General features: G+C 72.6%; 18 protein-coding genes and 1 pseudogene. 13 read left to right on the forward strand and 6 right to left on the reverse strand.

All coding sequences use genetic code 11. The features are described from left to right. From JFN87_RS17740 to JFN87_RS17755, 4 genes are all read left to right on the forward strand, one after another. Window positions 1–1,052 (forward strand): hypothetical protein (locus JFN87_RS17740; RefSeq protein WP_245180178.1); only part of this gene is annotated, 1,052 nt, incomplete at its 5' end. Between the two features lie 133 nt (window positions 1,053–1,185). Next, window positions 1,186–1,938: an LmeA family phospholipid-binding protein gene (locus JFN87_RS17745; protein WP_209341074.1), complete on the forward strand. Its 753-nt coding sequence runs from the start codon at window positions 1,186–1,188 to the stop codon at window positions 1,936–1,938. An 86-nt stretch (window positions 1,939–2,024) separates the two neighbouring features. Next, a complete protein-coding gene (locus JFN87_RS17750; protein ID WP_209341075.1) occupies window positions 2,025–2,195 on the forward strand; it encodes a hydrophobic protein in 171 nt (56 codons plus the stop codon). 119 nt (window positions 2,196–2,314) lie between these two features. Further along, on the forward strand, window positions 2,315–3,190 hold the full coding sequence (locus JFN87_RS17755; protein ID WP_209341076.1) for an alpha/beta fold hydrolase: 876 nt from the start codon (window positions 2,315–2,317) through the stop codon (window positions 3,188–3,190). A 16-nt stretch (window positions 3,191–3,206) separates the two neighbouring features. Here JFN87_RS17755 and JFN87_RS17760 read toward each other — a convergent pair whose 3' ends face one another. Beyond that, window positions 3,207–3,422 (reverse strand): hypothetical protein, encoded by a 216-nt coding sequence (locus tag JFN87_RS17760; protein WP_209341111.1) that lies wholly within the window; start codon window positions 3,420–3,422, stop codon window positions 3,207–3,209. Between the two features lie 275 nt (window positions 3,423–3,697). Then, entirely contained in the window at window positions 3,698–4,162 is a 465-nt protein-coding gene (locus JFN87_RS17765; protein ID WP_209341077.1) for a DUF6086 family protein, read from the reverse strand. Between JFN87_RS17765 and JFN87_RS17770 the strand changes: the two genes are divergently transcribed. From JFN87_RS17770 to JFN87_RS17790, 6 genes are all read left to right on the forward strand, one after another. Next, window positions 4,162–4,497: a hypothetical protein gene (locus tag JFN87_RS17770; RefSeq protein ID WP_209341078.1), complete on the forward strand. Its 336-nt coding sequence runs from the start codon at window positions 4,162–4,164 to the stop codon at window positions 4,495–4,497. The genes JFN87_RS17765 and JFN87_RS17770 overlap by 1 nt on opposite strands. 270 nt (window positions 4,498–4,767) lie before the next feature. Continuing rightward, a complete protein-coding gene (locus JFN87_RS34555; protein ID WP_372449245.1) occupies window positions 4,768–4,860 on the forward strand; it encodes a putative leader peptide in 93 nt (30 codons plus the stop codon). A 220-nt stretch (window positions 4,861–5,080) separates the two neighbouring features. Then, entirely contained in the window at window positions 5,081–5,920 is an 840-nt protein-coding gene (locus tag JFN87_RS17775; RefSeq protein WP_209341079.1) for a sulfurtransferase, read from the forward strand. Window positions 5,921–5,987: 67 nt separating this feature from the next. Continuing rightward, the gene (locus JFN87_RS17780) at window positions 5,988–6,275 is read left to right on the forward strand and encodes a DUF1416 domain-containing protein (protein ID WP_030906824.1); all 288 of its coding nucleotides are present in this window, start codon (window positions 5,988–5,990) and stop codon (window positions 6,273–6,275) included. A gap of 164 nt (window positions 6,276–6,439) precedes the next feature. Then, window positions 6,440–6,739 carry a DUF3099 domain-containing protein gene (locus JFN87_RS17785; protein WP_209341080.1) on the forward strand — a complete coding sequence of 100 codons (300 nt, stop codon included), beginning with the start codon at window positions 6,440–6,442 and terminating at the stop codon, window positions 6,737–6,739. Window positions 6,740–6,790: 51 nt separating this feature from the next. After that, the gene (locus tag JFN87_RS17790) at window positions 6,791–7,465 is read left to right on the forward strand and encodes a TetR/AcrR family transcriptional regulator (RefSeq protein WP_209341081.1); all 675 of its coding nucleotides are present in this window, start codon (window positions 6,791–6,793) and stop codon (window positions 7,463–7,465) included. Here the strand turns inward: JFN87_RS17790 and JFN87_RS17795 are convergent. Together JFN87_RS17795 and JFN87_RS17800 are read right to left on the reverse strand one after the other, a co-directional pair. Next, a complete protein-coding gene (locus JFN87_RS17795; RefSeq protein ID WP_209341082.1) occupies window positions 7,375–8,139 on the reverse strand; it encodes an SDR family NAD(P)-dependent oxidoreductase in 765 nt (254 codons plus the stop codon). The two genes, JFN87_RS17790 and JFN87_RS17795, sit on opposite strands and share 91 nt — an antisense overlap. Before the next feature lie 106 nt (window positions 8,140–8,245). Beyond that, window positions 8,246–9,175: a quinone oxidoreductase family protein gene (locus JFN87_RS17800; protein ID WP_209341083.1), complete on the reverse strand. Its 930-nt coding sequence runs from the start codon at window positions 9,173–9,175 to the stop codon at window positions 8,246–8,248. Between the two features lie 133 nt (window positions 9,176–9,308). Between JFN87_RS17800 and JFN87_RS17805 the strand changes: the two are divergent. After that, a pseudogene (locus JFN87_RS17805) lies at window positions 9,309–9,806 on the forward strand (MarR family winged helix-turn-helix transcriptional regulator); the annotation flags it as partial. Between the two features lie 14 nt (window positions 9,807–9,820). Here JFN87_RS17805 and JFN87_RS17810 read toward each other — a convergent pair. Then, window positions 9,821–10,582 carry an AraC family transcriptional regulator gene (locus JFN87_RS17810; RefSeq protein ID WP_209341085.1) on the reverse strand — a complete coding sequence of 254 codons (762 nt, stop codon included), beginning with the start codon at window positions 10,580–10,582 and terminating at the stop codon, window positions 9,821–9,823. 100 nt (window positions 10,583–10,682) lie between these two features. Here JFN87_RS17810 and JFN87_RS17815 point away from each other — a divergent pair, with 100 nt between their 5' ends. Beyond that, a complete protein-coding gene (locus JFN87_RS17815) occupies window positions 10,683–11,501 on the forward strand; it encodes a TSUP family transporter (protein WP_307865499.1) in 819 nt (272 codons plus the stop codon). A gap of 114 nt (window positions 11,502–11,615) precedes the next feature. Here the strand turns inward: JFN87_RS17815 and JFN87_RS17820 are convergent, their stop codons facing one another. Continuing rightward, window positions 11,616–12,119, reverse strand: a complete 504-nt coding sequence (locus tag JFN87_RS17820) for an NUDIX domain-containing protein (protein ID WP_372449246.1) — start codon at window positions 12,117–12,119, stop codon at window positions 11,616–11,618. Window positions 12,120–12,288: 169 nt separating this feature from the next. Between JFN87_RS17820 and JFN87_RS17825 the strand changes: the two genes are divergently transcribed. Continuing rightward, a complete protein-coding gene (locus tag JFN87_RS17825; RefSeq protein WP_209341087.1) occupies window positions 12,289–12,675 on the forward strand; it encodes a helix-turn-helix domain-containing protein in 387 nt (128 codons plus the stop codon). The last annotated feature ends 17 nt before the right edge of the window (window positions 12,676–12,692 follow it).

The following is a 12,692-nucleotide window of genomic DNA, read 5'->3' on the forward strand; positions in this document are numbered from 1 at the left end:
TGCCGGCGCCGGGCCGGCAGGCGCAGGCGCCGGGCCCTGCCGCGTACCCGCAGCCCGGTCCGGCCGCGCAGGCCGCACAGCCCGCGCCGGAGTACCCGACCCCTACTCCGACCCCGGCCCCCGCCCCGACGCCCGCCCCCGCCCCCGCCCCTTCGGCGGCCGGGCACAACGCCCACGCGCAGAACGGCGCCGCGCCCACCCCGGCCGCCGCGCCCGCATCGCCCGCCGGCCCGCAGGGCGCCGGCTCCCACACGGACGGCTACAGCGTCCCCACCACGCTCGGCACCGCCCGCGTCACCGACGCGCAGCGGGCACGCGCCGAGGGCAGGTCGCCGATCATCCCGCCCGGCGCCCAGCCCGCCGGGCTGACCGCCGTGCTGGGGCTGCTGCTCGCGGGCGGCGCCGCGCTCGGCTCGTACGCGCTGCTCGTCCCCGTCGTGATCCTTCAGGCGGTCACGGCCGCCGGCTGGTTCCGGCTGAACGGCATGTGGCCGGCCCGCCAGGGCATCGCGCTCGCGTTCCTCGGCGGCCTCGTCTCCGACGTCGCGCTGCTGGCCGCGGGCAAGTCCCACGCGCCGGCGGCGATCGTCGGCACGCTGGGCGTGTGGGTGCTGCTCACCGTCGTCCTGCAGCTGCGCAGCCACGCCGACCCGGACACCCGGCTGACCGGCCTGCTGGCCACGGTGGTCTCGGCCGCGCTCGCGATCATCGCGACCGGTCACCTCGCCGCGGCGTCCGACGTGGTCGTCGTGGGCGCGGTGGCGGTGGCCGCCGCCACGCTGGTGCGGGCGCTCCCGCTGCCGGGGCCCGCCTCGGTAGCGGCCGCGCTGGTCGCCGCCGCGGTCGTGGGCGCGGCCATGGGCGGGCTGACGGGCTTCGGCGCGCCGGGCGCCCTCGCGGTCGGGCTCGGCGCGGGTGCGTGCGCGCTGATCGGGCTGCGGGCGGCGAGCTACGACTACCCGTCCCGTTTCGTGCACATGACGGCGGGCGTGGCGCTGCCACTCACCGCGGCGGCACCCGCGGTCTATCTGCTGGGACGGGCCTTCGGCTGACGTCGGGCGGTCCGCCGGCCGGCGGACCGGGCCCGCGGCCGGCGGAACCTTTGGCCTAGGCTCACCGTCACCGAGGGGGAAGGTGGTCACGCCGCAGGGGCGTGGCCCTGTTCGACGTGGGGGATGCCGGGCGATGCGCGCACTGCGGATTCTGCTGGTCTTTGTCGTGATCATCTGCGGCCTGTTCGTGGCCGCCGACCGGTTGGCGCTGCACTACGCCGAGGGCAAGGTCGCCGACCGCATCCAGTCGAGCCAGGGGCTCGACAGCAAGCCGGACGTGTCGGTGAAGGGCTTCCCCTTCCTGACGCAGGTGGCGGCGAAGTCGCTGGACGAGGTGGACGTCGGCCTCGACCACGTCACGGCGACGGCGGACGGCCACGCGGTGCGGGTGACGGACGTCAAGGCCGTCCTGAAGAACGTCCGCATCGACAGCAGCTTCTCGTCGGCCACCGCGGGCACGGCGGACGGCTCGGCACGCATCTCGTACGCGGACCTCGCCACGGCCGTCCCCAAGGGCGCCACGGTCTCCTACGCGGGCGCCGCGCGCGCCGCGAAGGGCCAGGTGAAGGTGACGGGCAAGGTCACGGACGTCATGCACGCGATGCACATCGACGACCCGTCGGGCCTGGTCGACAAGGTGCTCGGCAACAAGACCCTCACCGCGTACGGCACGGTGACCATGTCGGGCGGCGACACGCTGAAGCTGCGGCTCGACGACGTGGCGGGCCTGCCGGTGCCGGGGCTCGCCGACCAGATAAAGAGCCTCGTCAAGTCGGACATGAAGATCGACGGGCTGCCGTCCGCCGTGAAGCTGTCGAAGGTCACGCCGACGCAGGACGGCCTGCGCTTCACGGGCACGGGCACGAACGTCTCCCTGGAGGGCTAGTCCGCCGGGGCGATCGCGTGGTCGGCGACCCATGAAGGTGTGGCCGCATCGGGCGGGGGCACACGGCTCGCCGGAGGCTGATAACTATGGTTCCCCTGCTGCTTGTTCTGCTTCTCATCGTGATTCTGGCCGGTGCGGGCTTCGCCCTGAAGATCCTGTGGTGGATCGCGATCGCGGTCCTCGTCGTGTGGCTGCTCGGTTTCCTCGTCCGCCCCGCCGCGTCCGGCGGAAAGCGTGGCCGCTGGTACCGCTGGTAGGCATGCGGTAGGCGTGCGGTAGGCGTGCAGTAGGCATGCGTCACGTCCGGCGGGCCGGGAGCTGAGCAGCTGCTTTCGGCCCGCCGTGCCGTCGCCGACCGGGCAGAAGAAGGGCCGGTATGTTCGAAGGTTTCGAAGAGGCGTCTGTTCGGGTCGGCGAAGCGACCGTCTTCGTCCGTTTCGGCGGGGAAGGCCCACCGGTGGTGCTGCTGCACGGTCACCCTCGTACGTCGGCCACATGGCACCGGGTCGCGCCGCTGCTTGTGGAGGCCGGTCACACGGTGGTCTGCCCGGACCTGCGCGGATACGGGCGTTCCCGAGGGCCGGAGTTCACGGCGGATCACACCGGCTATTCCAAGCGGGCGGTCGCGGGCGACATCGTGGCCGTGATGCGCCGGCTCGGCCATCCACGGTTCGCCCTCGCCGGGCACGATCGCGGGGGTGCGGTGGCGCTGCGCCTCGTGCTCGATCACCCGGCGGCCGTCACCCGAGTGGCGTTTCTCGACTGCCTGCCGCTCACGGAGCACTTGTCGAGGATCACCGTCGATTTCGCCACTCAGTGGTGGCACTGGTTCTTCTTCGCGCAGCCGGATGTGCCGGAACGCGTGATCACCGCTGATCCCGGCAGTTGGTATCGGGGTGATCCTGACGCGATGGGGCGCGAGAACCACGACGAATGGCAGCAGGCGATCCACGATCCCGATGTCGTGCGGGCCATGTTGGAGGACTACCGCGCCGGCCTGACCGTCGACCGGCAGCACGAGGAGGCCGACCGGGCCGCCGGCACACGCATCACCTGCCCGGCGATGGCCCTCTGGTCGCTCCAGGACGACCTGGAGAACCTCTACGGGGACCCTCTCGCGATCTGGCGCCGGTGGGCCACCGACGTACGCGGCCAGGGCATCGACTCAGGACACCACGTGGCCGAACAGGCGCCACAAGCCCTGGCCTCCGCTCTCATCGGCTTCCTTGAGCCGGAACACCGCGAGGCTTGAGGCGAGCGGCCCGGCCTTATGCGCCGTCGCCGTCGCCGTCACCAGTGCCAGCTCCGTCGCGGTCGGTGTCGCGGCCGCCGTCGCCGTCGTCGTCCGGGAGACCGAAGTCGAGGGTGCCGGCCGCCTCGCGCGAAGTCTGCTCGGCGACGTGGGCGGCGTCTGCGACGACGTCACCCCGTTCGGCTATCAGCCGGTCGTAGATCGGCGCGGCGGTCGGGCGGGTGGTGTCCACGTGGGTGTCCGTTTCATCGGGGTCATTGCGGCCGGCCGGTGGCCGGCGAATCAGCTGCCGCTCAGAACCAAGCAGTCCAGGAGCCGAGCGCCGGGCAGCCGATGGCGGGCGGCCGACGCCGGCCAGCGCTCGAGGACGCGAGGTCTTCGTACCGTCCGACCGGGTCTCCCGGCGCCGACGGGTGGGCCATCAGCACGCGGGACTCCCTTCGACGTCGATACACGCAGGCTCAAGCCGGATGTCCCGCTACCCGTTTTCGCCCCCGCCATGCCGGCTCACGCCGCCATGGACCGACTCAGCTCGCGCGCCTTCCGCTGGAGGGCCGCCTCACGAGCCTGTTCGGGCGACGCCGTGGCCTGCCCGACCTGCCCGACCTGCCCGACCTGCCCGACCTGCACGTCCTTGACGTCGCCGACATCGCCGAAACCGGCGGAGCCTGGCGGCTGCCCGTTCACCTCGATGCCTGCCCGTTCCGCCAGGACCAGCACCGTCGCGACGAACCCCTCCGACAAGGCGGCCATGACGGCGTGGCCCGTTCCCCGGTGCCAAGCGAGCAAGGCGTCGACGAACGTCGTGAACACGAGGGGGTCGATCTGGCACTCGTCAGCCTGCATCGGCCCGATGCCGGATGGGACACCCAATTCGGCTTGATGGGCACTTACCTGGCTCATGAACAGCCGGGAGACCCCATTGGACGGGTTCCACAGAGTCTGGCCCCCCATGTCGTAGTACTGGCTCAATGCGACCCCTCCCTGTCATGCAGGCCGGCGTTCCGGCCGCCGACCTGCGCGCGAGCCTGCTCAGCGTGAGCGTCCATGGTCGCGATCCACAGGCGGGATGCGCCACCGAATCAGCAACGACCCGGACCGCGCAGAGCTCCGGAGCCCGGCCCGCGGCCCTTCCCCGCCGCAGGACGGGACCGTCCGGGTGGGATCCGGCGTCGGCGGGGCGGGCCGACCGGCGCTCCCTGGAGACGGCCGACATCATCGTGGCGCACGTGCGCTGGGAGATCGCCTGCGAGATCGCCGTCGAGCGTCCGGACGACCGACTCGCCCCGGTGACCCGGCCCTCCTGACCCAGCCCGCGGGACCAACCGGTTTGCCCCCGGTCGCGGAGCGACCCCCGCGCCCCAGACCGGGGCCCCGCCCCAGAAACGAGGGCCCCGCCGACGGCCGGATCGTGAGACGGGGTCGTCCGGTCCGCAGATGTGCGGGCCGGGAACGGGGCCGGCCGAGCCGCCCGCACCCTCGCCGCGACCCGGTCGGAGACCACATCGCGGACGATCTCGTCTCATGATGCGGAACAACGGTGACATCGCAGTCCGGACGTCCTTACGATCGGTCCCATGGAGCGACAGGTGGATCTCCGAGTGGATCTCACGAAGCGGCGGGCAGTCGACCTGTGCCGCGTTGCCACCATGCTCTGTCGCGACGCCTAGCCGGTACCCGCGCGCCGGGGGCGGGCGGCGGCTCGCGAGCCGCCGCGACCCCCTACGACCAGCGCGTACCGCAGCCCCCAGCCCTGTGACCCAGGGCGATCGCGCCTCGCGCACGCCGTCCCACGTATCTGCCCCGGCAGGCGCGCGGGCCGCACGGGAGGCACGGGAGGCTCCACTCCCCACGCACACCTCGCCGAACACTGCCCCGGAGGGAATCAGCATGAGCCGCACCGACGTCCTGGTCGACGCCGACTGGGTCGAGTCGCACCTCGACGACCCCAAGACCGTCATCGTCGAGGTCGACGAGGACACCTCGGCGTACGACAAGAACCACATCAAGAACGCCGTCAGGATCGACTGGCAGACGGACCTCCAGGACCCGGTGCGCCGCGACTTCGTGGACCAGGAGGGCTTCGAGAAGCTGCTGTCCGCCAAGGGCATCGCCAACGACGACACCGTCATCCTCTACGGCGGCAACAACAACTGGTTCGCCTCGTACGCGTACTGGTACTTCAAGCTCTACGGCCACGACAGCGTCAAGCTGCTCGACGGCGGCCGCAAGAAGTGGGAGCTCGACGCGCGCGAGCTGGTCCAGGAGGTCCCGCAGCGCCCCGCCACGAGCTACAAGGCGCAGCCGCAGAACGCGTCGATCCGTGCCTTCCGCGACGACGTCGTGGGCGCGATCGGCAACCAGAACCTGGTCGACGTGCGCTCGCCCGACGAGTTCAGCGGCAAGCTGCTCGCACCCGCCCACCTGCCGCAGGAGCAGTCGCAGCGCCCGGGCCACGTCCCGTCCGCCCGCAACATCCCGTGGTCGAAGAACGCCAACGACGACGGCACGTTCAAGTCGGACGACGAGCTCAAGAGCATCTACGCCGACGAGCAGGTCGACCTGGCCAAGGACACCATCGCGTACTGCCGCATCGGTGAGCGCTCCGCGCTGACCTGGTTCGTGCTGCACGAGCTGCTCGGCGTCGAGAACGTCAAGAACTACGACGGTTCGTGGACCGAGTACGGCTCGCTCGTCGGCGTGCCGATCGCGCTCGGCGCGGCCGAGTAACCGGCCTTTCCCCAACCGCAACCGCCCGAAACCGCAACCGCCCGACCGACCCGGAGGACGAAGAAGCATGTGTGGAGCGAAGGCCGGTGGCCCCGACGCCTCGACGATCAAGCCCGGCGAGACGACCATCCAGGGTTTCGTGACGCGTGACGGCGAGCCCGTCACGGGGTACGTGCGCCTGCTGGACTCGACCGGTGAGTTCACCGCGGAGGTCCCGACCTCGGCGACCGGGCAGTTCCGCTTCTACGCGGCCGAGGGCACGTGGACCGTTCGCGCCCTGATCCCGGGCGGCACGGCGGACCGTACGGTCGTCGCGCAGACGGGCGGGCTCGCGGAGGTCGCGATCGCGGTCTGACGCAGGCGCGGCCCGACGCGGGCAGGGTCAGGCGAGGCCTGACGCAGGTATGGCAGGGGCCCGCTTCCGGGGATCAACTCCCCCGGAAGCGGGCCCCTGTGCGCGTCGCCGGAATTCCCTTCCGCGGCAGAGCGTCGGCGGCCCGCCGGTCGTACGCTTGAAGCATGTACACGCGACGCCGTCGTCGTTACTTCATGCTGATGGGTGGATGTCTGGTCCTCTTCATCTCGGCGTGGGCCTTCGTGCGCCTGTGGTCGATTCCCGCCGCGGTCGGGCTGTGTGTCGTCGCGATGATCATTCCGCCGGTTGCCGCCATGATCGGCAATTCGCGCGGGCGTGACGACCGGTGGTGGGACGAGACGTCCGGGGACTCGACGTCCGACGAGTGGTGGGACGAGCTCGACGGCAGAACGACCCCCGACAAGAAGAAGAACGACCACAACGATCACCGCGACCGTCCGTGACCCGCGCCGACCGGTCCGCAGGCCGGTCGCGGGAGCGGAGGGGCGTGCGGGGTGCGTGGTGAGCTGACGGCGAAGGGCAGGGCGACGCGGGCCCGGATCGTCGAGGGGGCCGCGGCGGTGCTGCGGGAGCGGGGTGTCGCCTCGGCGACGCTCGACGATGTCATGGCGCGTACCGGCACCAGCAAGAGCCAGCTCTTCCACTACTTCCCGTCGGGCAAGGACGAACTCCTCGTGGCGGTGGCCCAGTACGAGGCCGATCAGGTGCTGGAGGACCAGCAGCCGTACCTCGGGTGCCTGGACTCCTGGGAAGCGTGGGAGCGCTGGCGGGACGTGGTGATCGAGCGCTACGAGGCGCAGGGCGACCAGTGTCCTCTGGGGTCGCTGTTCCTGCAGATCGGGCGTTCGACCCCCGGAACGCGAGCGATCGTGACCGAGCTGATGCGCCGCTGGCAGGAGAGCCTCGCGGCGGGTATCAGGGCTTTGCAGGCGACCGGCAGGCTTCCGGCCGGGATCGACGTCGAGACGAGGGCCGCCGCGCTGCTCGCGGCGGTCCAGGGCGGCGTTTCGATCCTGCTGTCGACGGGGCGCTCCGCCCACCTGCGCGCTGCCCTCGACCAGGGGATCGCGGACCTGCGTCAGGCGGCGATGACGGCGGCCGTGGTGCGGCCCCCGTCGACGTCGAGCACGATGCCGTGGACGAACGACGACTCGTCGCCGGCCAGGTAGACGGCGGCGTTCGCGATGGCGTCGGGGGTGCCGAGCCGGCCCGCCGGGGTGCCCTTCATCATGATCTCGCCGGGGTGGGGATCGCCCGGCGAGGGCGCCAGCACGACGCCGGGAGAGATCGCGTTCACCCGTACGCCGTGCGGCCCGAACTCCGCCGCCCACGCCCGGGTCAGCGTCTCGACGGCGCCCTTGGTCGAGCTGTAGAGGGCACCCATCGGGACGCCGAGGCGGGCGATCCACGACCCCAGGTTGATGATCGCCCCGCCACCGGCGGCCACCATGGCGGGGGCGATGGCGGCCGTCAGGAAGAAGGGCGCTTTCACGTTCACGGCGTAGACCTGGTCGAACGTCCCCTCGTCGGTGGCCGGGGTGGTGTCGCCGGGATAGATGCCCGCGTTGTTGACGAGGACGTCGATGCGGCCGCCGAGGGCCTGCTGCGCCTCTCTGGCCAGTGCCTGGGAGGCGGCGGCGCTGCCGTCCAGGTCGGCCCGCACGAAGTCGGCGCGGCCGCCGCGTGCGCGGATCCCCTCGACGACCTCGTTGCCGCGCTCGGTGCTACGGCCGGAGACGGCCACGTGCGCGCCTTCGGAGGCGAACGCCTCGGCGATCGCTCGCCCGATGTTGCTGGTCGCGCCGGTCACCAGCGCGGTCTTGCCCATGAGTCGCATCGACATGGTCCACTCCGTTGCTCAGTTCCGGGCCCTGGGGGCCAGGGCGCAGGAGCCACTGTGCGACGGAGAAATTGGACCGGCAAGTCCAGAATGGCCATGCGCCGGAAGCTCAGGGCAGCAGGACCACCTTGCCCAGGTTCGTACGGGCCTCGATGATCTCGTGGGCCTTGGCCGCCTCGGCCAGGGGAACGCGGGCGTGGACGGCGGCGCGCAGGCGGCCGGAGAGTGCCAGGTCCCACAGCTGCTCGCCGTGGCGGTCGTACAGCTCGCGCCGCTCCGTGGAGAACCTGCGCATCGTGAGGCCCGTGATCGTCTTCCCGCCCGCCAGCAGGTCGAAGGCGGGGACGGTGCCGCCGCCCGAGCCGAAGAAGACGAGGCGGCCGCCGGGTGCCAGTGCGCTCAGGGCGCGCGGGAGCACCTCGCCGCCGACGCCGTCCAGGACGACGTCGGCCGGCTCGCCCCAGTCGTTGCTGTCGTACGTCACGACCTCGTCGGCCCCGAGGCCGCGCAGGAAGTCCTCCTTGGTCCGCGAACCCGCGGCCGCGATCACCCGCCGTGCGCCGCCCAGCCTCGCCAGCTGGACCGCGAGATGGCCCACGCCGCTCGCGGCGCCCGTGACCAGGACCGACGCCCCGGGCGCGGGTCCGGCGGTGGCGAGCGCGGCCAGCGCGACGTGGCCGCCGCGCACGAGCGCGACAGCCTGCTCGGCGCTCGCGCCGTCCGGGACGCGGCTCGCCATGGCGGCCGGCGCCAGAGCCAGTTCGGCGTAGGACCCGCTGAACGTGAGGGACGTGACGCGGTCGCCGGGGACGAACCCCCGCACGTCCGCGCCGATGGCGACGACCGTGCCGGCGATCTCGCCGCCCAGCACGCCGGGCAGCGGCCCCCGGCCCTCGCGCACCGCGCGGACCACGGGAAGGGTGACGCCGATGGCCTCGGTGCGTACGAGCAGCTCCCCGTCCGCGGGCTCGGGGGTCTCGGCCTCTTCGAGGCGCAGCACCCCGGGGCCGCCGTACTCGTGATAGCGGACGCGCCGCACGAACACCTCCTGTGTGAGGGGGACGGGTGTGACCGGTCGCCGGTTGCTGGTCTCCGGTCGAGCACCGGGCCGGACCTCACGGTAGGACATATTCGTTGGTGGTCCCAATGGTTTTCGGCGTACGCTGCCGCCCATGGCCAAGACGACGCCCCCGGCCCCCGTGGCCACCGCGGCCCCTGCGGCTCCCACGGCTCCCGCGGCTCCCGTGGCTCCCGCGCGGATCCGTGCCCTCCCCAGCTGGCTGCTCGGCCGTGCCGCCGCACGCGGTCACCGGCTCGTCGCCACGGCGCTCGCCGAGGCGGGTCTGCGCATGATGCAGCACGCGGTGCTGTCGGCCGTCGCGGAGTCGGGGCCGGTCTCCCAGGCGTCGCTGGCCCGCGGGCTCGGCATCGACCCCAAGGACATGGTGACCGTCCTCGGCGAACTGCAGGCAGATGATCTGGTGACCCGTGCGCCCGACGCCCGCGACCGGCGCAAGAACGCCGTCACGATCTCGTCCGCCGGCCTGCGCCGCCTGGCCGCCGCCGAGGAGCTCGGCGACCGCGCCAACGACGAGCTGACGTCGGCCCTCACCCCGGCGGAACGCGCCCAGCTCGTCGCCCTGCTGGAACGCGTCGTCCGGCCGGGCGAGCCGTGCGCCGACGCTCAGCCCGACGTGAAGCGCGAGGGCGGCAGGCCGAAGGCGCGCGTGAACGCGGCGGTGAACGCTGCCGGGGACGCGTAGCCGATGCGGCCCGCGACCTCGGTGACGGTCGCGGTGCGCAGCAGCGGGACGGCCGCGAGCAGGCGGGCGCGTGCCCGCCAGACGGCGGGGCTCTCACCGGTCTCGGCACGGAAGCGCCGGGTGAAGGTGCGCTCGCTCATGGCCGCACGCGCGGCCCAGGCGGCGTTGCTCACGCCGGCGTCCGGGGCGGTGAGGTAGGCGCGGCAGAGCGCGGCGAGGTCCGGGGATGCGGGGATGCCGACGTGGAACGGCAGCGGGGCGAGTTCGGCGATCTCGTGCAGGAGAAGCGCGGCGATGGCGCCCTCGCGCCCGGACAGGCTGTAGTCGGCGTCGAACCCGGCCGCCGCCGACAGCAGTTCGCGCAGCAGCGGCGGAACGTCCACGACCGTGCAGGTGGGGGGCCACCATGGGACGGCGCCCGGCTCGACGTACAGGCTGCGCGTGGACACCCCCAGCATGCGGACGCGGTGGCGGACGGCCGCCGGGATCAGCACCGCCCGCTCCGGCGGCACGGTCCAGGCGCCCTCCGCGGTGTCCACGACCATCACGCCCGTGGCGCCGTAGAGGAACTGCGCACGCCGGTGCGCGTGCCAGTCGAGCAAGTGCCCCGGCGGGTAGTCGGTGGCGATCGGCAGGACTGCCCGGTCGACGTGGTCCACGTCGGCTAGGGGGACGTTTCTCATGCGGCCGGCCTCATGCCGGCCAGCCTACTGGCCGACTCGCGAAGGAACGGTGCCGAACATCGCATGCGGGACGCCCGGAGTGGCTGGTGGGGTGGGCTTCGTGGACGTGAGTGTGGACGCGAGCGTTGTCTCGCTGATCGGGATCGGGCTCCTCACCGGGGTCACCACCGTGCTGTTCGGCTTCGGCGGCGGGTTTGTCGCGGTGCCGGTCGTGGTGTGGGCGGACGCCGCGCTCGGCGCGGACGCGATGCGGGTGGCGGCCGCGACGTCCGCCCTGGTCATGGCGGTGAACGCGGGGTTCGCGACGGCCGTCACGCCGCGGCGCGTGCTGCGCGAGCTGCGGGGCGGCGGCACGCTGCTCCTGCTGCTGGCGGCCGGGGCCGCGGCGGGGGCCGTCGCGACGCGCCTCGCGCCGGCCGGACCGGCGCGCTGGGCGTTCGTCGCGTACGTCGCCGCCACTATCGCCGACCTGCTCCTGCGCCCGGGCTTCCTGCGGGCGGGGACCGGACAGGCGCCGGCCGGGGCGCCGGCGCCGCTGCCCGCCCGGCTCGGGGTGCCGGTCGGCGCGATCGCGGCCTTCCTCGGCGTGGGCGGCAGTGTCATGACCGTCCCCGCGATGCGGCGCGCCGGACACACCATGCGAGTGGCGACGGCGCTGGCCAACCCGCTCACGCTGGCCATCGCGGTGCCGGCAGCCGCCGTCTCCCTCGCGGGCGCGACAATCCACGCGCACCCCGGCGCCCCCGCCCACCTGATGGGTCTCGTCGACCTCCGCGCAGCCTCGGCGCTGCTGCTCGGGGCCCTGCCGGTGATCGCGGTGCTGCGGCTGCGCCCGCCGCGCATCCCGGACCGCCCCTACGCCTGGACGTACATCGGGCTGCTCGCCGCAGTGGTGATCGCGATGCTGCTCCTGCCCTGAACGGGACGGCGGGGCGGCAAGACAGCGATGCGGCGGGGCGGATCAGGGGCGATTTTTGCTGGCTGCAGACCGCGCTGGCCGCAAGCAGGCGTTACAGTCCGCGAGCAGGCGGGTTCAGGACTGCGCGGTCCTGAACGCGAGATACCGGCTGAAGGCTTCGTGGCTGTCGGGGGTGAAGTGCCAGTCCAGCAGGGCGGACCGCAGCTCCGGCTCGGTCAGCCGGCCATGCCAGGCGACCTCAGCAGGGTCGGCGGTCACGGCGTCCGGCACCACGGCTTCGTGCACGCCGAGCCAGTGAGGGCTCAAACCGCTGCGGTTGAGGAACGTGAACAGCAAACGCGGCAGCACCCGAATGCCCAGCTCTTCGGCCAGCTCCCGCGCGGCGGCCTGCTCATAGGACTCACCGACATCCACAGCACCACCGACCACGACCTCGTAGAGCCCGGGGAAGCGCGACAGCTGCTCCGCCCGTCGGTGAACGAGGATCCGCCCACGCTCATCGCGGCACACCGTGACGGCGACCCGGTGCAGCAAACCCTCCCGGATGGCCTGCCGGCGGCTGACCACCACGCCCAGCACACGGTCTCGATCGTCGACACGCTCCACCAGCTCCTCCACGACGCACACCCTGGCAGAACCCACTGACAACCCGCCTCTCGGAGCCTTGCGCAGGCCGACCCGGGGGGACCCACGCCAGGCGGCCGAACCGCAGCGAGGCGCCGCGGGTGCGTGCTGTTGCAAGCGGGGGTGCTTGCAGAAGTTAGCGGGATGTGTGCAGCATGGGGGCATGGCAGCACTCAACGTCGGCAATATCGGTGAGTACCTGCGCGAGCAGCGGCGCACGGCGCAGCTCTCGTTGCGGCAGCTCGCCGATGCCGCCGGGGTGTCCAATCCGTATCTGAGCCAGATCGAGCGCGGGCTGCGCAAGCCGAGCGCGGAGATCCTCCAGCAGCTCGCCAGGGCGCTGCGCATCTCCGCGGAGACGCTCTACGTGCAGGCCGGGATGCTGGACGAGCGGGAGCGGGAAGAGGTCCAGACGCGGGCCGCGATCCTCGCCGACCCCTCGATCAGCGAACCGCAGAAGCAGGCCCTGCTCCAGATCTACGAGTCGTTCCGCAAGGAGAACGCTTCCGCGCCCCAGGAGCCCGGGAGCGTCGTACCCCCCTCACCCTGACCCCGGAGGATGAACGT

This window comes from Streptomyces montanisoli (genome assembly GCF_017813245.1).
Lineage (GTDB): Bacteria > Actinomycetota > Actinomycetes > Streptomycetales > Streptomycetaceae > Streptomyces > Streptomyces montanisoli.